Annotated in this window: 17 protein-coding genes; 10 read left to right on the top strand and 7 right to left on the bottom strand. The window is 71.3% G+C overall.

Annotation, left to right across the window (positions count from 1 at the left end; genetic code table 11):
* Positions 1–131 precede the first annotated feature (131 nt).
* Both ACTJI1_RS00920 and ACTJI1_RS00915 read left to right on the top strand, forming a co-directional pair.
* On the top strand, positions 132–1,451 hold the full coding sequence (locus tag ACTJI1_RS00920) for a hypothetical protein (protein ID WP_440741183.1): 1,320 nt from the start codon (positions 132–134) through the stop codon (positions 1,449–1,451).
* Entirely contained in the window at positions 1,448–3,073 is a 1,626-nt protein-coding gene (locus ACTJI1_RS00915; protein WP_440741182.1) for a polysaccharide biosynthesis tyrosine autokinase, read from the top strand. Before ACTJI1_RS00920 ends, ACTJI1_RS00915 begins: the two co-directional genes overlap by 4 nt.
* A gap of 56 nt (positions 3,074–3,129) precedes the next feature.
* Here the strand turns inward: ACTJI1_RS00915 and ACTJI1_RS00910 are convergent, their stop codons facing one another.
* Both ACTJI1_RS00910 and ACTJI1_RS00905 read right to left on the bottom strand, forming a co-directional pair.
* Positions 3,130–3,786, bottom strand: a complete 657-nt coding sequence (locus ACTJI1_RS00910; protein ID WP_440741181.1) for a hypothetical protein — start codon at positions 3,784–3,786, stop codon at positions 3,130–3,132.
* A gap of 46 nt (positions 3,787–3,832) precedes the next feature.
* Entirely contained in the window at positions 3,833–4,795 is a 963-nt protein-coding gene (locus tag ACTJI1_RS00905) for a glycosyltransferase (RefSeq protein WP_440741180.1), read from the bottom strand.
* 123 nt (positions 4,796–4,918) lie between these two features.
* On the opposite strand from ACTJI1_RS00905, the gene ACTJI1_RS00900 reads away from it, so the two are divergent.
* From ACTJI1_RS00900 to ACTJI1_RS00880, 5 genes are read left to right on the top strand one after another with little or no spacing between them, the layout of a single operon-like run.
* Positions 4,919–6,250, top strand: coding sequence for a phenylacetate--CoA ligase family protein (locus ACTJI1_RS00900; RefSeq protein ID WP_440741179.1), 1,332 nt, complete (start codon positions 4,919–4,921; stop codon positions 6,248–6,250).
* On the top strand, positions 6,237–7,328 hold the full coding sequence (locus tag ACTJI1_RS00895) for a glycosyl transferase (RefSeq protein WP_440741178.1): 1,092 nt from the start codon (positions 6,237–6,239) through the stop codon (positions 7,326–7,328). Before ACTJI1_RS00900 ends, ACTJI1_RS00895 begins: the two co-directional genes overlap by 14 nt.
* On the top strand, positions 7,325–8,317 hold the full coding sequence (locus ACTJI1_RS00890; protein ID WP_440741177.1) for a glycosyltransferase family 2 protein: 993 nt from the start codon (positions 7,325–7,327) through the stop codon (positions 8,315–8,317). The genes ACTJI1_RS00895 and ACTJI1_RS00890 overlap by 4 nt, the downstream gene beginning before the upstream one ends.
* The gene (locus tag ACTJI1_RS00885; protein ID WP_440741176.1) at positions 8,314–9,411 is read left to right on the top strand and encodes a glycosyltransferase family 4 protein; all 1,098 of its coding nucleotides are present in this window, start codon (positions 8,314–8,316) and stop codon (positions 9,409–9,411) included. Before ACTJI1_RS00890 ends, ACTJI1_RS00885 begins: the two co-directional genes overlap by 4 nt.
* On the top strand, positions 9,408–10,784 hold the full coding sequence (locus ACTJI1_RS00880) for a lipopolysaccharide biosynthesis protein (protein WP_440741175.1): 1,377 nt from the start codon (positions 9,408–9,410) through the stop codon (positions 10,782–10,784). Before ACTJI1_RS00885 ends, ACTJI1_RS00880 begins: the two co-directional genes overlap by 4 nt.
* Here the strand turns inward: ACTJI1_RS00880 and ACTJI1_RS00875 are convergent.
* Entirely contained in the window at positions 10,737–13,424 is a 2,688-nt protein-coding gene (locus ACTJI1_RS00875; protein ID WP_440741174.1) for a right-handed parallel beta-helix repeat-containing protein, read from the bottom strand. The genes ACTJI1_RS00880 and ACTJI1_RS00875 overlap by 48 nt on opposite strands.
* A 204-nt stretch (positions 13,425–13,628) precedes the next feature.
* On the opposite strand from ACTJI1_RS00875, the gene ACTJI1_RS00870 reads away from it, so the two are divergent.
* Both ACTJI1_RS00870 and ACTJI1_RS00865 read left to right on the top strand, forming a co-directional pair.
* The gene (locus ACTJI1_RS00870; RefSeq protein WP_440741173.1) at positions 13,629–14,198 is read left to right on the top strand and encodes an arsenate reductase/protein-tyrosine-phosphatase family protein; all 570 of its coding nucleotides are present in this window, start codon (positions 13,629–13,631) and stop codon (positions 14,196–14,198) included.
* Positions 14,199–14,286: 88 nt separating this feature from the next.
* Positions 14,287–14,709 carry an adenylyltransferase/cytidyltransferase family protein gene (locus ACTJI1_RS00865; RefSeq protein WP_310131515.1) on the top strand — a complete coding sequence of 141 codons (423 nt, stop codon included), beginning with the start codon at positions 14,287–14,289 and terminating at the stop codon, positions 14,707–14,709.
* Here the strand turns inward: ACTJI1_RS00865 and pip are convergent.
* From pip to ypfJ, 3 genes are all read right to left on the bottom strand, one after another.
* Positions 14,698–15,780 carry a prolyl aminopeptidase gene (pip, locus tag ACTJI1_RS00860; RefSeq protein ID WP_440741172.1) on the bottom strand — a complete coding sequence of 361 codons (1,083 nt, stop codon included), beginning with the start codon at positions 15,778–15,780 and terminating at the stop codon, positions 14,698–14,700. The genes ACTJI1_RS00865 and pip overlap by 12 nt on opposite strands.
* Before the next feature lie 26 nt (positions 15,781–15,806).
* On the bottom strand, positions 15,807–16,478 hold the full coding sequence (locus tag ACTJI1_RS00855; RefSeq protein WP_440741171.1) for a GOLPH3/VPS74 family protein: 672 nt from the start codon (positions 16,476–16,478) through the stop codon (positions 15,807–15,809).
* Between the two features lie 82 nt (positions 16,479–16,560).
* Positions 16,561–17,448 carry a KPN_02809 family neutral zinc metallopeptidase gene (gene ypfJ, locus ACTJI1_RS00850; RefSeq protein ID WP_440741170.1) on the bottom strand — a complete coding sequence of 296 codons (888 nt, stop codon included), beginning with the start codon at positions 17,446–17,448 and terminating at the stop codon, positions 16,561–16,563.
* A 77-nt stretch (positions 17,449–17,525) separates the two neighbouring features.
* Between ypfJ and ACTJI1_RS00845 the strand changes: the two genes are divergently transcribed.
* Complete coding sequence (locus ACTJI1_RS00845; RefSeq protein ID WP_440741169.1) at positions 17,526–18,530, top strand: malate dehydrogenase; 1,005 nt, start codon at positions 17,526–17,528, stop codon at positions 18,528–18,530.
* Between the two features lie 390 nt (positions 18,531–18,920).
* Here the strand turns inward: ACTJI1_RS00845 and ACTJI1_RS00840 are convergent, their stop codons facing one another.
* Positions 18,921–21,014: an acyl-CoA dehydrogenase family protein gene (locus ACTJI1_RS00840; RefSeq protein ID WP_440741168.1), complete on the bottom strand. Its 2,094-nt coding sequence runs from the start codon at positions 21,012–21,014 to the stop codon at positions 18,921–18,923.
* Positions 21,015–21,255 lie beyond the last annotated feature (241 nt).

Below are 21,255 nucleotides of genomic sequence, written 5' to 3'. Positions count from 1 at the left end.
GGGCGGGGCGTGCCAACGCCCCGCCCGGTTCCACTTGATCGGCCGTCCCGGCCGGACGAGTAGCATGAGACCACTTCTCAGCCGGACCGACCCCGGCAGTTGCGACCGACCCGCAGACGAGAGGCACGAAGATGACGGGGACCTCCGTTGACCACCTGATGATCCAGGTGCTCGGCGTCGTCGCTGCCGCCCTGCTGCTCATCGTCCTCCGCCGTGCTCCGCGGGCATCGGTGGTCCTGTGGCTCGCCGCCCTCTGCTTCATCCCCATCTGGATCGGCATCGGCGTCGGGTTCAACGGCAAGCTCTTCCTTCCGGCGGTGAGCGCCGTCGGCCTGGTCGTCATCGCCGCCCTGGTGCCCGCGCCCCGGTTCCACCTCGTGCCGGCGGACGTCTTCCTCATCATCCTTCTCGTGCTCGGCATCGCCGGCCTGTTCGGGGCCAACGGCTCCATCGCCTACGCGACGCTGATCACCACGGTCTCGTACTTCGCCGTCGGCTACCTGGTCGGCCGGCTGGCCGCCCTTCGTGTCTCCCTGAGCTGGCTGAGCGCGGCGATCGCGATCGTCTTCAGCATCGTCGGCGCTGTGGCGGTCGTCGAGTTCGTCACCGGGTTCAACCCGTTCGTGCTCATCCACGCCTCGAACGGCCTCTACAGCGCGTGGGGCACCATCCAGGAGCGCGGCGGCGTCTCCCGCGCCGAGGCCGCCTTCGGACACTCGATCGCCCTCGGCTCGAGCCTCGCCCTGGCGATTCCGTTCGCGATCGCCGCGCCGTTCCGCCTGTGGCTACGCCTTGCGATGGTCGCGATCATGCTGGCCGGCTGCGTGGTGAGCTTCAGCCGCACGGCCATGCTGTGCGCGGCGATCGCGCTGCTGCTGTCCGTGTTCTTCTCGCGCGACCTCTCCGTGAAGGCCCGCACAGTGACGCTCTCGGTCCTGGTGGTCGCCGCGGTGGCCGCGTCGCCGCTGGTGCTGTCGGTGTTCGACGACGCCGGGACAGAGGCGACCGGCAGCGCCGACTACCGCGGCGACCTGCTCTCCCTGCTCGGCAGCATGAACCCGATCGGCGTCGCGGACTCCGCTCAGCGCGACTCGACGGGCACCCTGCACTTCGCCCACTTCGTCTCCATCGACAGCCAGCTCGTGCTGACCGGGCTGACCAACGGCATCCTCGCGCTCCTTCTGGCCTGCATCGCTCTCGTCGGGGCGCTGTGGGTGGTCGTGCGCGGGCGGGCGACTCCGGCGACGATCGCCGTCGTCGCGCAGATCCCGGCGCTCGCCACCGTCGCCCTGATCACCCAGTACTCCATCCTGCTCTTCGCTGTCGCGGGTATCGCCGCGAGCAGCCAATGGCTGGCACGCACCGCGCGCATCAGCCCCGCCGCGGAAGCGTCCGCGACCCGGGTCCCGACCGGCCCGGCCCTCCCGATACCCCTGAAGGAACTGTCATGACCCGGAACCCGTATCTCGCCCTGTTCCGCCGCTTCTGGTACGTGGTGCTGGTGGGCGCGCTCATCGGCGCCATCGCGGGATGGGGCGCGAGCCAGCTGGCGACCCGGATGTACACCTCCACGACGAGCCTCTACTTCTCCCTGAACGCGGGCGTCACGGGCAACGACATCAACCAGGGCTCGACCTACACGCAGAACCAGATGCTCTCCTTCGCCCAGCTCGCCACCGCTCCGGTCGTGCTGCAGCCGGTGATCGACAGCCTGGACCTCAGCGTGTCCCCGGCGACCCTGGCGAAGCAGATCACGGTCACGACGCCCCAGAACACCGTCGTGCTGCAGCTGGATGTGACGGACACGTCGGCGAAGCGGGCGACCGACATCGCCAATGCCGCCGCCGCCAGTCTGAAGACCCAGGTGGAGGACATCGCACCCAAGAACGCCCAGGGCAACGGCACGGTCAGCACACGCGTCATCGAACCCGCGGTCCAGCCGGCCGGACCGTCGGCGCCTAACGAGCGGCTGAACGTCCTGCTCGGGCTCATCGTCGGCATCCTCGCCGCGGTCGGCGCCCTCCTGCTCTGGGAGGCGCTGAGCACCCGCATCGACTCGGAGGAGAAGGCGGTCGCGGTCAGCGGAGCGCCCAGCCTCGGCACGATCCGGCGCCGCCGTGGCGCGGGTCAGGCGCTCGCCATGGTCGGGGACACACGGTCGGGGAGCGCCGAGGACTTCCGGCAGCTGCGGGCCAACCTCGAGTTCCTGGCGGTGGACGTGCCGTCCCCGGTGTTCGTGCTGACGTCGTCCATCCTCGGGGAGGGCAAGTCGACGGTGGCCACGAACCTGGCCATCGCGCTGAGCGAGGGCGACAAGCGCGTCCTGCTCATTGACGCCGACCTCCGCCGCCCGGCGATCGCGCGGTACACCGGGCTCGTGCAGGAGACGGGGCTCAGCACCATCCTGGCCGGGCGCATCTCGCTCGCCCACGCGGTGCAGCCCTGGGGCGACGGCTCGCTGACCGTGCTCACCTCCGGCCGCATCCCGCCGAACCCGAGCGAGCTGCTGTCGTCGAAGGCGATGAGCTCGCTGATCGCCGAAGCGCGGACCATGTTCGACGTCATCGTGATCGACACCCCGCCGCTGGCCGCCGTCGCGGATGCCGCGTCCCTCGTCACGGAGTCGGACGGCACCGTCGTGATCGTGGACCGCTCGGCGGTGCGGCGCAACCAGCTGATGCACACCGTGGAGGCCATCCGGCGTGCCGGCGGCTCGGTCGCCGGGGTCGTGCTCAACAAGGCGCGCGGGAAGCGGACCGGCAACGCGTACTACTACTACCAGGCCGACGAGCAGACCGCGTCCGCGGGCGACGGCGCACGGCGCGTCCCGATGAACCCACTGCGCAAGTTCAGCTCGGGGGCGTCCCGGGGGGACTCTGCGCCGAAGCCCGGGCCGGAGAAGCCCTCCAAGGGCCGGCCTGAGGGCGAGGATGCGCCGGAGGCGGCGCCGCAGGAGGTGTCGTCCGTCGCGGCGTCAGCGTCGCTCTCGGCCCCGGAGGACGAGGCCAGCGCCGACGCCGGCGCCAACCGTTCTGAGGACGCCGACAACACCGCGGACGTCGCCCGCAAATGACGACGAGCCGGGAGCGACCCGATCGGGCGCTCCCGGCTCTCGCCGTGAAGACGGTGTTACTTCACGAGGACGATCGGCGACGCACCGCTGCCGACCGTGACGCGGAACGCCGACTGCGATGCGGCCGGCACCGAGAAGACGTACTCGCCGGAGGTCTCCTGCCCGGCAGCCAGCTGGCCCGTCAGGCCGTTGGTCTCGGACGCGATCGGCGATGCGGGCGTGTAGTCGTCGCCGTAATAGCCGTTCACCGCGAGGGTGCTAAGGTCGACCGGCTTGGAGCCGCCGTTGCGCACGACGACCGTCGCCTTCATGCCCGGCCCGCTGACCTCGCCTGGACCGGCGGCGGAGATGGTGACCTCCGTGAAGGGCGAGACGGTGACGGTCACGTCGCCGCCGAAGGAGCTCGCGTCGCCCGTCGTGACCGTCTGCGCGACCGGGGCGCCGAAGCGGGGGTCGGGCGTGGGCGCGGTCATGGGGTCTGCGGCCTTCGCTCCGGGCGCGGCGCTCGCTGTGGGGCCCGGGATGGCTGGTGCGCTCGGCACAGGGGTCCCGACCGCAACGAGGGTATGGGTCGGTTTCGTGGGAGCGGACTGGGCGCTGAGGACGCCCCAGGTGATGCCCGCTGCGCAGAGCACGACGGCGCTGCCGCCCGCGATCCACGGGATGATTCGGCGGCGGCGGGGCTGCTCGTCCTGGTCGGCCGGAGTGGTCATGGCTACGCTCCCAGTTCGCACGGTGTCGGGTCCGCGCCCCAGAAGTCTACCGCGAGGAATTCTCACCTTTCTGGCCCCTGTTGGTGGGGGATACCGCGAACCTGCGCCCCGCGCGCACGGCCCGCAGGGCGAGGAACAGCAGACCCGGCCGATGGAGCAACTGCCGGCGGCCGCCCTGCAGCAGCACCTCCCACGCGATCCGCAGGGACAGAGGGAGGCGGCGCCACCTCCTCACCGCCTCGTCCGGCAGGTTGAGACGAGCGAAGACCAGGCGGTTGCGGATGTTGTAGGCGTAGTACGTGTCCGACTTCGGCTCCCCGGCGGACTGGCGCCCCGCATCCTCGCCCTGGGTGCCGCCCTCGGCGTGGACCGCCAGCGCATCGCCCCGCACGGCCAGCCGCCCCCCGGCCGCGACCACACGCCAGGAGAAGTCGACGTCCTCCCAGTAGAGGAAGTACTGGCCGCGGAAGCCGTCGATCCGCGTCCACAGCGTGCTGGAGAGCAGCAGGCACGCCCCGCTCAGCCAGAAGGCCCGCTGGGCGCCCGGGAAGCGCGACCGCGCTCGGACCGAGCGGATCCGCCCGTCCGCGAGGTACAGGTCGGAGCCCACGGACCACACCGAGCCGTCGGGCCGCTCGATCCTCGGTGCGACGAGGACCATTGGGTCCGCCTCCACCTCGGACTCGAGCACCGCCAGCGCGCCCGGCTCCAGCCGCGCGTCGGGATTGAGGAGCAGGATGCGCGTCGCCCCGCGCTCCAGCGCTCGCGCAGCACCGAGGTCGCAACCGCCGCCGAAACCGACATTGCCGTCGGGGGCCACGAACTCCCAGCCCCGTCCGGCGGCGAGCGCGGCCGCCCGCTGCCGCTCTGCCGCGTCCGAGAAGCTGTCGACCAGCACGATGAGCGCATCCGGGCGCTCGGCCTCGAGAGGGGCGAGATTCTGCGCCACGAGGGACGACGCGCCGTAGTTGACGACGACGACCGCCGTCTGCGCGGAGTCGGGGCTCACGATCGGAATACCCCCAATAAAGGTGAGAAAACTTCGCTTTCGGGCGGTTTCACAATATCCTGAACCCATCACCGGCTCGAGCCGGCGCGTCGAATCTACCCGAACCCGACCAGGGAGGACGCCGTGACTTTCCGCCGACTCGTCTTCGACATGAAGCGAGACCTGTTCCTGCGCGACAACCGCGCGATGTACGAGCGCCTCCTCCACGACCAGCGTCTGGAGCCCGAGGAGCTGGCCGCCCTGCAAGCCCGCCGTGCGATCGACCACGCCCGGTTCGCCTACGAGAACACGCGGTTCTACCGCGACCTGTACACGGACGCCGGGATCACCGCCGACGACCTCCGCGACCCCGCCGCCTTCACCTCCCTGCCGATCGTGCAGAAGTCGGATGTGCGGGCGCACTTCGACGACATCCGCTCCACCGAGGCGACGGCGGAGAACTCTGTGGTCTCCACCTCCGGCGGGAGCACGGGCGAACCGCTGAAGCTGCTCCGCGACCTGCGCACGCCCACGCGCACCATCGAATGGCGGCTGTTCAGCTGGTGGGGGGTTCACCCGTCCGACAACGTGGCGCTCGTGTCACGCCAGGTGAAGAACAAGTCGCAGACCCGCAAGCACGACCTCCAGTGGTGGCCGTCGAAGCGCATCCAGCTCGACGCCTACCGGATGGACGAGAACTCGGTCAGCGCCTTCATCTCCCGCTGGGAGGACGTCAAGCCCGAGGTGCTGATCGGCTACGTCGGCGGGATCGTCGAGCTCGCGTCGTTCCTCGAGCGCTCCGGCATCGCGTTCCACCCGCCGAAGGCGATCGCCGTCACCGCCGCGCCCATCACCCCCGCCCAGCGCGCCCTCGTCGAGCGCACGTTCGGCGCGCCGGTCTACGACCACTACCGCTGCGCGGAGATCCCGTGGATGGCCGGAGAGTGCGCCCAGGCCGACGGGATGCACGTCTTCGCCGACGTGCGCGTGATCGAGGTGCTCGACGACAGCAACCGCCAGGTCGTCCCCGGCCAGCTCGGAGAGACCGTCGCCACCGACCTCACCAACCGCGTGTTCCCGCTGATCCGCTATCGGCTCGGCGACCGCACGACCACGATTGCGGGCCGCTGCGCCTGCGGGGTCACGCTGCCGCGGATCGCGAACGTCTCCGGCCGCGTCTCGGAGGCGCTGCACCTGCCCGATGGCCGCGTGGTCGCCGGTGAGGGCCTCACGCAGCTCTTCAGCAACGCGATCGACGAGGTGCGGCAGTTCCAGGTGCACCAGCTGTCCGACTACTCCATCGTCGTCCGGTGCGTCCCGGCACCGGACGAGTACGCCGTCTCGGCGATCGAGCACTCGGTCGACCGCATCCGCGACATCGTCCAGGGCACGGTCCCGGTCCGTCTCGAACTCGTGACGTCGATCCCCCACGACGGCGGCAAGATCCGCTACATCCGCAGCGATGTCCCGGCATGACGGTGACGCGGACGCGCTGACGGTCCTGCAGTCGTTCCCGGTCCCGCGTCCGACCACCAATCCCTATCTCGTGATGCTCGCGCAGTCGCTGCGCGAGCAGCCCGGCGTCACCGTGCTCACCTTCTCGTGGCGGACCGCACTGCTCGGCCGGTTCGACGTCTACCACTCCCACTGGCCCGAGATCCTGGTCGGCGGGCGGACGCCGCTCCGGATGCTGGTGCGACAGCTCCTCGTGCTCCTCTTCCTCGCGAAGCTGTCGGTGCTGCGCATCCCCATCGTCCGGACCGTCCACAATGTGGGACTCCCCGATGGGCTCAATCGGCGGGAGCGCGCGCTGCTCGGCCTCATCGACCGGATGACGTCCGTGCGCGTCGTCCTCAACACCGAGACACCCGTCCCCGCCGGAGCGGCCGTCGCGCTCATCCCGCACGGCCACTACCGCGACTGGTTCTCCGAGTACCCGCGGTCGGCGCCCGTCGCCGGGCGGGTCGCGTTCACCGGCCTCATCCGCCGCTACAAGGGCGTGGAGTCTCTGATCGCGGCCTTCGAGGCGGCGCACCAGGTGAACCCCCACCTGACCCTGACCATCGGCGGGCGCCCCACGAGCGAGGCGCTGGACGAGCTCGTGCGCACGGCGGCGCATCCACGCTCCGGCATCGAGGCCACCCTCCGGCACCTCGACGACGCGGAACTCGTCTCCGCGGTGACGAGCGCCGAGCTGGTGGTGCTCCCCTACCGCTTCATGCACAACTCGGGCGGCGTGCTCGCCGCGCTCTCCCTCGATCGTCCGGTGCTCGTGCCGCGGAACGCCGTGAACGAAGCACTGTCGCGCGAGGTCGGCCCGGGCTGGGTGCGCTTCTTCGACGGCGAGCTGTCCGCCGGCCAGCTGATCAGCGCGCTCGCGGCGGTTCGCGTGGACGCCCGTTCGGCGTGGCCCGACCTCTCCGCACGCGGCTGGGAGCGTACGGGGGAGTCCCACGTCCGGGCGTACCGGCGTGCGCTGGCGCTCCGCCGCGGCGTGCAGGTCCCGGCGGACGCCGCCCCCGCCCTCGCCGACGCGCGGGAGGTCACCCCGTGATCTCCGACAGCGAGCGCCTCGAAGTGCGCCCAGCGCTGCGATCCGCCACCGGCACGCTGAGCGTCGTCGTGCTCACCTACAAGCGGCCGCACCTCCTCGCCTCGGTGGTTCCGGAGCTGCTGGAGCAGCTCCACCAGCTCGACGCCGCCTCCGGCATCACCTCCGACCTGCTGATCATCGACAACGACCCCGACGAGAGCGGCCGCGCCGCAGCCGAGCCGTTCCTCACAGAGGGGGTGCGGTACGTGACCGAGAAGCGCCGCGGCATCGCGGCAGCCCGCAACCGCGCCCTCGACGAGACGGCGGACCGCGACCTGATCGTGTTCATCGACGACGACGAGCGCGCACGCTCCGGCTGGCTGGTCCGGCTCGCGGAGGTGTACACGGAGTCGCGGCCGACCGCCGTGATGGGACGCGTCATCTCCGAGTACCCGCACGGGACCGACCCGTGGGTGGTCGCCGGCGACTTCCTCCACCGCCCCCGGCACCGCACGGGCGACACGCTGACCATCGCTGCGACCAACAACCTCCTGCTCGACCGCGCCGAGATCGACCGGCTGGGGCTGCGCTTCGACGAGACGCTCGGCCTGTCCGGCGGCGAGGACAACCTGTTCACCCGGCAGCTGGTGAGCCGCGGCGGCCGCATCCTCTGGTGCGACGAAGCGGTGCTCGACGACGAGTGGCCGGCCGAGCGGCTGCAGCGCCGCTGGCTCCTGCACCGGTCTTTCAGCCACGGCAACACGGCGGCAGTCGTGGATGCGCTGATGGCGCCTCCCGGGGCACAGCGCACCGGCGTCCGGATCCGCCGCGCGGCGGGCGGCGCGGGACGCGTCGTGCTCGGCCTCGGACGATGGGCTGTCGGGACTGTCACCGGGGACCTCCGGCACCGGGCGCGCGGCCAGCGCGGCGTCTACCGCGGGGTCGGGATGATGTCGGGTGCGGTCGGTCGCGTCTACCAGGAGTACGCCCGCCGGGAGCAGCTCTCGTGAGCGCCCTCCTCCATCCGCGTGTGCGGCTCTACGACCAGGTGCGCACCGCGCACCTGGAACGCGCGCACGCCCTGGAGCCGGCGTCGATCGTGTACCGGCGGCGCCGCTACGACTTCGATCAGCAGCAGGCCGCCGGCCTCGACCTCGTCCAGGCGGGTCTCGGTCGCGCCGTGCTGCTCGCCGCGAAGGGACGCTGGACCGAGCTGGAGGTGAACGAGCCGCTCGACCTCGCATCGCTGCCGAGGACCGCCGCGGTGCTCGCCGCCAGCCGCCTGCCGCGGCTCGCGGGTCGCCGCCGCCCGACGGTGGTCACCTACGCGATCGGCAACCTCGACGTGTTCGACGCGCGCGCACCGCGCCTCCGTTCGCGCCTGCGGCGCCGGGCCGAGCTCGCGCTGGCCCGGTACGTCTGGCGCCGCATCGACCGCGTCGCCTTCGGCACGCCGGGCGCCCGCGACGTGTACGCGCGCCGCTTCTCACCCGCAGCGGAGGCCATCCTCGTCCCCGCGCTGCCGGCGGCGTGCGACTGCGCACTCCTGCAGAAGGTGGGCTCCCGCGTGGTGTTCCTTGGCGCGCTGAGCGAGCGCAAGGGCCTCCCGGTGCTCCTCGCCGCCTGGCCGGCGATCCGCGCTGCTCGTCCGGAGGCGTCCCTCGTGGTCATCGGCACCGGACCGCTCGAAGCGGAAGTACGGCGCGCCGCAGCCGCTGACCCGTCGATCCGGTTGCTGGTGGACCCGCCCCGCGACACCATCCACCGTGAGCTCCGCGCGGCCCGCACCCTCGTGCTGCCCTCGCAGCCCCGGCCGCTCTGGCGCGAGCAGGTCGGACTGCCCATCGTGGAGGCGCTCGCCCACGGAGGGCGGATCGTCACAAGCAGCGAGACGGGCCTGGCCGACTGGCTGGAGCAGAACGGTCACGTGGTGCTCGACCCCTCGGCCCCGGCGGAAGACTGGGCGGCGAGGATCACCGGGTCCCTGACGACGGATGAGGACGCAACCGCGGATGCCGCACGGATCCTGGCGGCGCTGCCCGTCCAGGACGGCAGGCTCGACGCCGACCGCTGGCTCTTCGCCCCGCGGGAGGCCGTCGCATGACCCACGTCGCCGTCCGCCCCCGTCGCCGCATGGCGGCCGCCGTCGGCTCCACCGCCGCGGCGAAGGTCGTGGTGATGGGGATCTCCGGGCTGCTCGGGATCGTGACCAGCCGCGTGATCATCGAGAACTTCGGGGTCGCGGCCTACGCGCAGTACGGCCTGCTCACGGCGCTCCCGGCCCTCCTCCCCTTCGCCGACCTTGGGATGGGCGCGGTCCTGATCAACGCGGTGGCATCGTCCGACGACCCGCGGCGCGACGAGACGCTGCGCCGCACCATCGCGACGACCATGCGGGTACTGACCGTCTCCGGGCTCGTGATCGTGGCCATCTGCCTGCTGATCAGTCTGTTCGGGCTGTGGCCGACGCTCCTGGGAGCGGGCCTCCTCCCGGGCGGCGGCAGCACGGCGGCACTCGTCTGCGGCGTGATCTTCGGGCTCGCGCTGCCGCTCGCGATCGGGCCGCGCCTCCTCATCGGCTTGGGCCGCAACGCGCTCCAGGTGGCGACGCAGGCGGTGGTCGCGCCGATCATCCTGCTGCTGGTGGGGGGATCCGCGCTTCTCGCTCTTCCGGCGGAGTCGGCGATAGCGGTCTACTCCTTCGTGGCGAGTGCGGCGTGCTCGACGCTCTGCCTCATCCTCGCCGCCCGTGCTCTGCCGCGGCAGCTGGGGGCGGCGGCCCGGGAGGCGATCCACCCGAAGCGCTACCCGGGCGTCCGGACGCGCAGCATCGCGTGGCCGATGCTGGTGCAGATGATCGCCCTGCCGATCGCCATGCAGACGGACCGGCTGCTGCTCAGCCACCTCACCACCGGGGACGAGCTGGCGCAGTACAACCTGGCATCGCAGCTCTTCAACATCCTGCTCGCCACGATCGCAGCGTCCGGAATAGCGCTGTGGCCGATCTTCGCACGGGCGAGGGCCGACCGGACGGTGACATCACCGCTCCGGCCGACCCTCTGGTTCACCGTGCTCGGCCTGGTGGCCGCCCTTCTGCTCGCCGCCGTCGCGCCGCTGATCACCGGATTCGTGTCCGGCGGCCGCATCACGCTCGACGGCTGGCTGATCGGGGGCTACGTGGTCTTCATCACGCTGCAGGCGGCCAAGTACCCGATCGGCATGTACATGACCGACGAGCGGGGGCTCGCTTTCCAGGTCTGGCCGATCCTGATCAGCGTGCCCCTCAACCTCGGCCTGTCGTGGTACCTGATCGGGATCCTGGGAGCAGGCGGACCGATCGTCGGAACGGCCATCTCCGTCCTGCTCTGCCAGGTGATCCCGAACTTCTGGTGGGTCAGGCGCGACCTCGCGCGGAGGTCGGCGCCCGCCTCACCAGGCGCCGAGGTGCGGGACTCCGGCCGGCTGACCGACGAGTGACGCGATCGCAGCCGGGACCGGCGTGGCGATGGCTGCCACCTGGGCCTGCACGGCTCCGGTCAGCCCACCCGTCGACGTGATCAGGCTCGGCCCGACGAGCTCGGTGCTCGCCTTGCCCTGCCCGGTCGCCGACTGGAACGCCGGCAGCGACGAGAAGATCGCCGGGTCGCCGGCTCCACGGGACCAGACCACGATCCAGCCCGGCTGCGAGGTGCTCGGCCGCTGGAACAGCGTGTTCGACACCACCGTGTTGAGCGTCGCCGCCGAGTACTGGTGCGAGTAGTCCTCCATGCACAGCAGGCAGTTGCCCGTCGAGCCGGAGAGGACGGAGTTCCGCACCTGCGTGCCCGAGCTGATCCAGGTCATCGTGGGGTCCGGGAACGGACGCCGCGGGTCGTGGCCGTAGTCCGCGGCGTTGGTGCCGCGTCTGGTCGACTGGGTGATGTTCACGTCGCGGTTGTTGTCCGCGAGCGTCGAGTTCCAGATCTGCACGTCCGCGGTGCTGTCGATCTTGATTCCGGCCTGGGTGTTGCCGATGGCCCGGACATCCGCCACTGTCGCCTTCGCCGAGATCTCAAGGACGAGACCGTTGCTCAGGTTGCGAAGGAAGTCGTCGCCCGAGAACGTCATGTCGTACACGGCCATGTCGGTCCAGAAGCCCTGACCGTAGTTGCCCACGAAGGCGCTGTTCGTGACCGAGACGCCGCGCGACCGGGTGATCTTCATGCCGCCCGACACCGGAGAGGTGTTGAACCGCTCCGCCGTGTTCCCCGCGGCCAGCAGGTTCACGATCGTGATGTTGTCGGCGTAGTCGGCGTGCACACCGGTCAGACCGTTGCGCGCCACCGTGACGTTGCGCAGCACGTTGTTCGGGCCGCCCAGCGAGATGCCCTGGGTGGCGCTGTCCGTGACGGCGATGTTCTCGAGCGTCGTGCTGCCCTTGCCCGCGGTCAGCACGCCCATGTCGGGCACGGAGTCCGCGTAGCGGCGGATGCCGAAGCCACGGAGGACGTCACCGGGGCCGGCGATCGTGATCGCCTTCTGGAGGGCGCTGGCACGGGTGTCGCCACCGGTGGGGTCGGTTCCGGTGATCAGCGTCTTCGACGACTCGTCGTAGGCGAAGGTCCCGGCGACCACCTTGGAGGAGTTCGCGACCTGCCGCAGCGAGGTACCCTTCACGAACAGCTGGTCGGGGTGAGCCGCCATCGGGAAGGCCGGGTTGATCCAGGTCCACGCGTCCGCCGTGCCGTCGGGGGCGCCGCGGCTGTACGTGGGGCTGTGGTCGAACACGTGGTTCCAGCCGGTGGACATCCAGACGGAGCCGGACTTCGTCCACGACGTGACCGGCACGCTGCCGTCGAACCAGACCGCCTCGTGCGGGTACGCCTGCAGGGTGAGCTGCTTGTTGGCGGGGAGCGTCACGCTCTCGGTGTAGGTGCCGCCGCGGAGGACGATCGTCTGACCGGAAGTGGCGCGACCGATGGCCGCTGCGACCGTGCGGAGCGGGCTGCCCTGGGAGCCGTTGGCGCCGTCCGATCCCTGCGGCGACACGAAGAGCGCGCCGGCGGGTACGGGGTAGGCGGTCTGACCGGGATCCGCGGAGCCGGTGGCCTTGCGCACACCGGTGAGGTCGAGACCCGCAGTCACCGAACCGGACGAGCCTCCGGAGCCGCCCGGAGCCGGCTGAGTCACCGGAGGCTCAGGCTGGGTCGGCGGCGTGGTGGGGGTCGGGGTGGGAGTCGGCGTCTGCGCGGGGGCTGTCGGCGTCGTCGTCGGGGTCGGCGTCGTAGTCGGCGCCGGGTTCGACGGGACCACCGGCACCAGCTTCTCCGCCTTCAGCGTCGAGTGCCGGAGCGGAACGGGCGCCGAGGCGCTGGACGCATACGTCCAGATCCCGAGGGCTCCGGCGCCGACGATGCGCTGCGGCGAGGAGTCGGTGGCCACGGACTGCCATGCGGGAGCGGTCGTCCCGGTCGTGTAGGCGCGCGCCGACAGCGAGACGGGGGTCGCACCGGTGGCCTGCGCCTCGAGCGTGATGCGCTGCCCCGGGGTGACCGCGGGCAGGGCGACGCGCTCGCTGGCGAGCGTCGCCTGGGCGCCGCCGACATCTCCGACCCGGAGGAGGGAGACGGTCGCGACCCCGCGCGGGCTGACACGCAGCTGCGCCACGTAGGCGTGCGTACCGGAAACCCGGAGCCGGATGCCGCTGTAGACGCCGTTGCCGGAACGCGGCAGCGCAGGAACCGTCAGCACGTCGCTGGCGTGTATGTCCCGCTCGGAGACGGCGCCGAGGACGGCTTGGCCGGAGTGGCCGGGGGCAGGCGCTTCGAGCGTTCCGCCTGCGGTCGGCGAGACGGACGGGCCGGCCGAGGTGGTGACCGTGTACGCGCCGCCGACGGGGGCGGAGCCCCAGCCGTCGGCGATCGAGCGCGTGAAGCCGTCGGAGACGACGGTGGCACCGGTCTGGTAGGAGGGCGCCGCGGTGGCGCCGAGGGGGACGGTGATCGCCGCGGTGACGGCGACGGCCGCGATCCCGAGTCCGGCGATCACTGCGCGCAGCGTCTTCGGGCTCGAGGTCTTGTCGGGGTTTCGGGGGCTTTTAGGGGTGTTGGCGAGGCGGTGTCTGGCCTTGCGGACCATGGACTGTCTTCCAATGCTGATTAGTTCACGAACAGAAAACACGAAGGTGAGACCAGGCCTTCTGCGCGGAGCTTCCCTGCAACCTAGCAGATGCTCGATGAGCGTTACACCGAAAACGAATGATTTTATCGCTCGGTGCGGGAAGTCACCAGGGAAGCATAACCCCCCGTTCGGGTGCCTTTGCGCATCGGGGAGAATGGGAGCATGCCCTTCCGCATCCTCACCGTCTGCACGGGCAACATCTGCCGCTCCCCCGCCATGCACCTCCTCCTCGCGCACGAACTCGCCGGTGACGAGCGGTTCGCCGTCAGCTCAGCGGGGACGCACGCGGAGGTGGGATGGCCGGTCCATCCGCCGATGGACCGGATGCTCATCGCCCGCGGGATCGACGTCGAGGGCTTCTCAGCCCGGCAGGCCGATCGGCACATGCTCGAGGAGTCCGGGCTCATCCTCACGGCGACGCAGCAGCACCGGGGCTGGGTGGCGGAACGCGACCCGCGCACTGTCCGCCGCGTCTTCACCTTCACCGAGTTCGCCGACGCGACGACCGGCGCTCCGGCAGGCTTGGAATCTGCCGAGCTGGTCGCCTGGGCCGCATCGCACCGTCCCGCGGTTCGCGTGCGCTCGATCGGTGCGGCGACCCGCCGCGGCTACGACGAGGGAGACATCCTCGATCCGTACGGTCGCGGTGACGCCGCCTTCACCGCCGCCCTGCTGCAGATCGACCCGCTGGTCCAGCGGGTGGCACGTGTCTTGAAGAGCTGCGCCGCATAAGGAGCCGTACCCCCCGAAACAGTCTGGTGACAAATCCTCACTAATCCGCCAGAATGGTGAGGATATCTCAACCAAAGGGGGGAAGCCCGTGACCCGACGCGTCGGCTACGCCGCAGGGGCGTTCGATCTGTTCCACATCGGACACCTGAACATCCTGAAGCACGCCAAGAGCCAGTGCGACTACCTGATCGCGGGCGTCGTCTCCGACGAGATGCTCGAGCTCACGAAGGGCATCAGCCCGGTGATCCCCCTGGCGGAGCGGCTCGAGATCGTGCGCAGCATCGAGTACGTCGACGAGGCGGTCGCCGAGACCGTCCCCGACAAGCTCGACACCTGGCGCGAGCTCCGGTTCGACGTGTTCTTCAAGGGCGACGACTGGCGCGGCACCGAGAAGGGCCTGCGGCTCGAGCGTGAGTTCGCCGCGGTCGGCGTCGAGGTCGTGTACTTCCCGTACACGATGACCACGTCGTCGACGCAGCTGCGGCAGGCGCTGGCGGTGCTAGCCGGCTGAGCCGTCCGGCTCCTCGCCGTCCGTCTCCTCGGCGTCGGACCCTTCGGCGTCCGTCGCGTCGTCTTGCTCGGCAGCGTCGTCCTGCTCGGCCGCGTCGTCCTGCTCGGGCGCTTCCTTGCCGGCGAAACGGTCGGTCGCCTCGATGAGCGCATCCAGGATGCCCGGCTCGTCGAACGCGTGCCCGGCGTCCGGGATCATGCGCAGGTCCGCCTCCGGAAGTGCGCGGTGCAGGTCCCACGCGGTCATCGGCGGCGTGCAGACGTCGTAGCGGCCCTGCACGATCACCGTCGGGATGCCCGCGAGCTTCGGCGCATCCCGGATCAGCTGGCCCTCCTCGAACCACCCGCCGTTCATGAAGAAGTGGTTCTCGATGCGCGCGAAGGCGACGGCGTAGGCCGGCTCGGTGAACGACTCGACGAGCTCCGGACGCGGCAGCAGGGTGATCGTGGACGACTCCCAGCGCGACCACGCCACCGCGGCGGGCTGGTGCACCGCCGGGTCCGGGTCGGAGAGCAGGCGCTGGTAGGCGCGCATCAGGTGCGACCGCTCCGCCGGGGGTACGGGCTCGACGAAGCCCTCCCACAGATCGGGGAACAGGGCCGCGGCGCCGCCCTCGTAGAACCAGTCCAGCTCCTGCGCGCGCAGGGTGAAGATCCCGCGCAGCACCAGCTCGGTCACCCGGTCGGGATGCGTCTCCGCATACGCGAGGGCCAGCGTGCTCCCCCACGAACCGCCGAACACCTGCCAGCGGTCCACCCCCAGGTGCTCGCGCAGCCGCTCGATGTCCTCGACGAGGTGCCAGGTGGTGTTCACCGCGAGGTCGGCGTCCGGCGCGCTGGCGTGCGGGAGGCTGCGTCCGCACATCCGCTGGTCGAACAGCACGATGCGGTAGAGCTCCGGGTCGAACAGGCGCCGGTGCGCCGGGGTCGTCGCGCCGCCGGGGCCGCCGTGCAGGAACACGACGGGCTTGCCGTCCGGGTTGCCGCTCACCTCCCAGTAGAGCTGCTGGTCGTCGCCGACCTCCAGCATCCCGCTGTCGTACGGCTCGAGCTCCGGGTAGAGGGTGCGCATTCCGCCAGGCTAGTGCCCGGGGCCGCTCAGCCGGCGTCACCGCGCTCGATGGATGTTCGCAGCGCGCCACCGGCGACCGGGTCGCTGCCCAGCAGCCACGCCTGGAGGGCGGCAGCGGGCCATTGGCCGGAGCGCAGGTCGAGACCGCCGTCGGGGATGAAGCCGGCGACATGGCGGAGGCGGCCCACCACGTCCAGGAGCGCGATGGTCGCGACGACCCGCGGGGCCGGGTGGTGGTCCACCGCGAGCGAGAAGCGGAGGGCGTCGCGCAGCGCCTCCTCCTCGTCGGACCGGAGGGCCGGGTAGGCGGGCGCCACCGGGTGGCCGAGGAAGGTCCGCGGACGCTCGGCCACGATGGCGCGGCCGACGAGGGCGTCGAGGATGCCGTCGGTCAGCGCCGGCCCCGCAAGCCGGGCCACCCACCACTCGTCCGGCTGAGGCGGGCATGCCGCCACCTCGTCGAGGATGCGGTGGAGCGTGGGATCGAGGCGGTGTGCTCGGGATGCACGGGCACCGCCGGCCACGACCACCCGTCCGCCCGCGTCGAGGTCGATCGCGCCGTCCACCGCCAGCTCGGCGAGCGCACCCGCCGCGAGCAGGGCGTCGAACGTCCCCGCCTCGACCGCGCGCCGGCCGTCGGAGTCGCGCAGCAGGAGCAGAGCGAGCCCCTCGGGGACCGTCAGAGTGGAAGGGGCCATACCCCTTGAGACGCGGCCGGGCCCCGTTCGTGACGCCGTCGGGCATGTTCGGGACGCCGTCGACACCGGCACACGGTGACGCTCAGAGACGTGAGGCCGGAACCGAGAACGTGTCGCAGGCGGCGGCGCCCTGACGGAAGCCGGTGGTGAACCAGCGCTGACGCTGCTCCGCCGAGCCGTGCGTCCACCCCTCGGGGTTCACGCGTCCCGTGGCGGCCTTCTGGATCCGGTCGTCGCCGACCGCGGCAGCCGCACTGAGCGCGTCGGCGATCTGCGCATCCGTGATCGGCTCGAGGAAGGTGCGCCCGTTCTCGTCCTTCGTCGTCGACGCCGCGCCCGCCCAGCTCCCGGCGAAGCAGTCCGCCTGCAGCTCGGTGCGGACGCTGTCCGACGCCGGTCCGGTCTCTCGGCTGGTGTGCTGGTCCATGATCCCGGAGATGTTCTGGATGTGGTGGCCCCACTCGTGCGCGACGACGTACATCTCGGCCAGCGGGCCGCCGCTCGCGCCGAACCGCGACCGCAGCTCGTCGTAGAAGCCGGTGTCGACGTACAGGGTCCGGTCGGGCGGGCAGTAGAACGGCCCCACCGCGCTCGTGGCTCCGCCGCATCCGGTGCTGGTCTGGTCGGTGAACAGGATGAACTGCGGCGACTCGTAGCTGCCGCCGAGGCGCGGCAGCTCGTCCGCCCAGTACGTGTCGAGCGAGGCGGCCGCCCCCTTCATCCGGCAGTCGACGCTCGCGTTCGCCTCGGCGCCGGTCGTGCAGGCCACCTCCTGGTCGCCCGTGCCGATCTGCTGGGTGCTGCCGCCGGAGTCGCCGCCGACGAGCCCGCTCACGTCCACCCCGAGCAGCTGGGCGATGAGGAACACCGCGATCGCGCCGAGCCCGACGCCTCCGGCGGCGATCCCGGTGGTGCGGCCACGGCGGCGGACCTTGCCGCCGCTGATGTCGGCATTCGGATCGAACGTCATGGGCACACCGTACGCCGCGGCGCGCGGCCGGTCTCGGGGCTTGCGCGGTCGACCGGGCTGCGGTTTAGGCTCGCGGCGTGAGCGCATCCACCCCGTCGCCGTCCCCTTCGCCCGTCACCGTGACCGTGACCGGGGCGGGCGGCCAGATCGGCTACGCGCTGCTGTTCCGGATCGCGTCGGGGCAGCTGCTCGGGCGCGAGACGCCGGTGCGTCTCCGGCTGCTGGAGATCCCGGCCGGGGTCCGCTCGGCGGAGGGGACCGCCCTCGAGCTGGAGGACGGCGCGTACCCGCTGCTGCACTCCGTCGACGTGACGGACGACGCCCGGGCGGCGTTCGACGGCACCAGCATCGCGCTGCTGGTGGGCGCGCGCCCGCGCGGACCGGGGATGGAGCGGAGCGACCTGCTCGAGGCGAACGGCGCCATCTTCGGACCCCAGGGGGAGGCGATCAACGCGGGCGCCGCGGACGACGTCCGCGTGCTCGTCGTCGGCAACCCGGCCAACACGAACGCCCTCATCGCGAGCGCGCACGCGCCGGACGTCCCGCGCGAGCGGTTCACCGCGATGACCCGGCTGGACCACAACCGCGCGGTCGCGCAGCTCGCCCGGCACCTGCACGTGCCCGTCCGGTCCGTCGAGGGCGTCATCGTGTGGGGCAACCACTCGGCCAGCCAGTACCCGGACCTCAGCCACGCGAGCGTGGACGGCCGCCCGGCCACCGACCTGGTGGACGAGCGCTGGCTCGTGGACGAGTACATCCCCCGGGTCGCGAAGCGCGGTGCCGAGATCATCGAGGTGCGCGGCTCGTCGTCCGCCGCGTCGGCGGCGAGCGCCGCGATCGACCACGTGCACGACTGGGTGCACGGCACCGCCGAGCGCTGGACCAGCGCCGGCGTAGTGTCCGACGGGTCGTACGGGGTGCCGGAGGGACTGGTCTCGTCGTTCCCGGTGCGCTCGGTGGACGGCGCGTGGCGGATCGTCCCCGGCCTCGCGATCGACGCCTTCTCGCGCTCGCGCATCGACGCGTCGGTGGCGGAGCTCGTCGCGGAGCGCGACGCCGTGCGCGCCCTCGGCCTGCTCTGACGCGCGCGTTCGCGAGCTCACGATTTGTGCCAAATCGCGGTATTCGCGTCGCCATAACCACGATTTGGCACAAATCGCACGCCGGCGGCGCGCGACATTCGTGACGAATCGTGGCATTCGCGGGGCCATAGCGACCATTCGGCACGAATCGCGGCAGGGGATCAGCAACATTCGTCACGAATGAACGCACCGGCGCCGCGGGGGCCAGCGACATTCGTCACGAATGCAGGCACCGGCGCCGCCATTGTCGCGATTCGGCGCGAATACCGCCGGGGGGCGGGAACGCGAGAGATTTGTGCCAAATCGCGGTTATAGCGCTGCCATAACCACGATTTGGCACAAATCGCGCGACCGGGCCGGGGCGAGCGACGCGACGCCGCCCGCCCCGCGTCAGCGCTTCTTCTGCGACTTCTCGTGCGGCGGGAGGGTGCCGTCGGCGCGGCGCTCGGCGTAGTACGCGCGGGCCTCGGCCTGGCGCTCCGCCTCGGCGCCGGACGCGATCTTCGCGCGCACCAGCTCGGGGCCGTAGCCGAACGCATCCACCAGGTCGACGGCGTGCGGGCGGATGCGCGTGAGCAGCCGGTCGATGTAGGCCGACACCGCCTGCGCCCGCTGCGGCGAGAGCCGGCCGTTGATCAGGTACCAGGCGAGGTGCTTCTCGATCAGCCCGAAGCCGAACAGGTCCCGCAGCCAGGTCAGCACCTGCTTGGTGCCTTCGTCCGGCGCGTCCTCGAGGGCGTCCGTGAACGCCTCCCACTGCAGCAGCTCGCCGTGGGCGCGGGCGGCCTCGATGAGGTCGTTCTGCTGCGCGTTGAACAGGTCGGCGGCCGCTTTCTTGCCCAGCTTGGATGCGGGACGCAGGCGTCCCGCGATCGTCGCGATCATCGTCTCGACGCGCGCCGTCAGCAGCTCGCGCTGCGTGGACGGCTCCTGCAGCCAGTTGACCGCGCGGGCCGTCGAGCCGAAGTCGCGGACCGTCTGGGCGACGCTCCGCAGCCCGCTGCCGTGGTAGGCCTTGCCCGCCGCCTGGGTGACGACGTAGCGGGCGAGCGCGCCGGCGTCCGCCTTGGCGAACTTGCGGCTGTAGTCGGTGAGCAGGCGCTTCGCGACCAGCTGCAGCAGGACGTTGTTGTCGCCCTCGAAGGTGACCCAGATGTCCAGGTCCTGGCGGAGCGACGTGAGCCGGTTCTCGGTCAGGAAGCCGGAGCCGCCGCACGCCTCGCGCGCCTCCTGCAGCGTGTCGAGCGCGTGCCACGTGCTGAGCGGCTTGAGTGCGGCCGCGATCGTCTCGAGGTCCTGCCGGTCGGTGTCCGTGTCCGCGACGCCGCTGAACACGTCGTCGAACTTGTGCAGGAAGACCTCGTGGGCGAAGCTCGCCGCGTACGTCGTCGCGAGGCGCGGCAGCAGGCGGCGCTGGTGCCGCTGATAGTCGAGCAGCACCTCCTCGTCGGTGTCACTGCCCGCCGTGAACTGGCGCCGCTGGTCCGCGTAGGTGATCGCGATCTTCAGGGCGATCTTGGATGCGATGGTCGCCGATCCGTCGAGCGAGACGCGACCCTGCACCAGCGTGCCGAGCATGGTGAAGAACCGGCGCCCCGGGCTGGAGATCGGCGAGGTGTAGGTGCCGTCCTCGGCCACGTCGCCGTAGCGGTTCAGGAGGTCGGTGCGCGGGATGCGGACCCCGGTGAAGTGCAGCCGGCCGTTGTCGATGCCGTTCAGTCCGCCCTTCTGGCCGTCGTCCTCGCCGCCGATGCCGGGCAGGAAGTCGCCGTTGGCGTCGCGGATCGGCACGTAGAAGGCGTGCACGCCGTGGTTGACGTTCTGCGTGATGAGCTGCGCGAACACGACCGCCGCGGTCGCATCCACCGCGGCATTGCCGAGGTAGTCCTTCCACGCCCCGCGGAACGGGGTGTCGATGACGAACTCCTGCGTCTCCGGGTCGTAGGTGGCCGTGGTCCCGATGCTCGCGACGTCGGAGCCGTGCCCGGTCTCGGTCATCGCGAACGCGCCCGGAACCTCCAGCGACATGATCGCGGGCAGGTAGGCGGTGTGGTGACGCTCGGTGCCGAGGTGCAGCACGGCGGCGCCGAAGAGGCCCCACTGCACGCCCGACTTGATCTGGAGGGACGGGTCGGCCGCCACGAGCTCCTCGAACGCGGCGATGTTGCCGCCGTTGTCCTCCTCGCCGCCGACCGACTTCGGGAAGGCACGGTGCACCTGGCCGTTCTCGACCAGCAGCTTCAGCTGCTCGAAGACACGCTTCCGGTGCTCGGCGACGGACAGCCCCTCCTGCTTCTGCATCTCGGGACGCCCCGCGAGCCGGCGCGACGCCAGCCGCGCCTCCGCCCAGTCTCCGAGGAGCTGGCGGCCCAGCGCCTCCACGTCGACGCGGGGCGACGCACCGAGGGGTGCGGGCTCCGGGACGGCGGGCGCCGGGGTGGTGGTGGAGACAGCGTTCGGGACGCGTTCGGCAGTGTCGACCATGACCTCTCCTCAAGAAAATCGCGGGATGAGGACACGCTACGACGCCCGCCGGGACTGGCGAAAACGTCGGTGCGCCGCCTACAAACGCCCGGGCGGACGTGCGACCCCGGCGTTGTGGGAACCTCCAAATGCGGGTGTCCGAGCTGGTGGTGAAGGAACAAGCGCCCGCCCTGCTGCAGAGCGCGAAAAAGCGCCGCCCCCGAGTGGGAGCGGCGCTTCGATCCGCGGTCGCGGCGGCGCC

Origin of the sequence: Leifsonia sp. 22587 (assembly GCF_052044215.1) — a bacterium.
Classification (GTDB): domain Bacteria; phylum Actinomycetota; class Actinomycetes; order Actinomycetales; family Microbacteriaceae; genus Leifsonia; species Leifsonia shinshuensis_C.
The sequence above is the reverse complement of the archived record's forward strand: the minus strand, read 5'-3'. Positions and strand labels throughout refer to the sequence as shown.

Coding starts and splice junctions, on each gene's coding strand:
- ACTJI1_RS00840 (WP_440741168.1), bottom strand. CDS start 21,014: ATGGTCGACACTGCCGAACGCGTCCCGAACGCTGTCTCCACCACCACC.
- ACTJI1_RS00855 (WP_440741171.1), bottom strand. CDS start 16,478: ATGGCCCCTTCCACTCTGACGGTCCCCGAGGGGCTCGCTCTGCTCCTG.
- ypfJ (WP_440741170.1), bottom strand. CDS start 17,448: ATGACGTTCGATCCGAATGCCGACATCAGCGGCGGCAAGGTCCGCCGC.
- ACTJI1_RS00915 (WP_440741182.1), top strand. CDS start 1,448: ATGACCCGGAACCCGTATCTCGCCCTGTTCCGCCGCTTCTGGTACGTG.
- ACTJI1_RS00875 (WP_440741174.1), bottom strand. CDS start 13,424: ATGGTCCGCAAGGCCAGACACCGCCTCGCCAACACCCCTAAAAGCCCC.
- ACTJI1_RS00920 (WP_440741183.1), top strand. CDS start 132: ATGACGGGGACCTCCGTTGACCACCTGATGATCCAGGTGCTCGGCGTC.
- pip (WP_440741172.1), bottom strand. CDS start 15,780: ATGCGCACCCTCTACCCGGAGCTCGAGCCGTACGACAGCGGGATGCTG.
- ACTJI1_RS00895 (WP_440741178.1), top strand. CDS start 6,237: ATGTCCCGGCATGACGGTGACGCGGACGCGCTGACGGTCCTGCAGTCG.
- ACTJI1_RS00880 (WP_440741175.1), top strand. CDS start 9,408: ATGACCCACGTCGCCGTCCGCCCCCGTCGCCGCATGGCGGCCGCCGTC.
- ACTJI1_RS00870 (WP_440741173.1), top strand. CDS start 13,629: ATGCCCTTCCGCATCCTCACCGTCTGCACGGGCAACATCTGCCGCTCC.
- ACTJI1_RS00910 (WP_440741181.1), bottom strand. CDS start 3,786: ATGACCACTCCGGCCGACCAGGACGAGCAGCCCCGCCGCCGCCGAATC.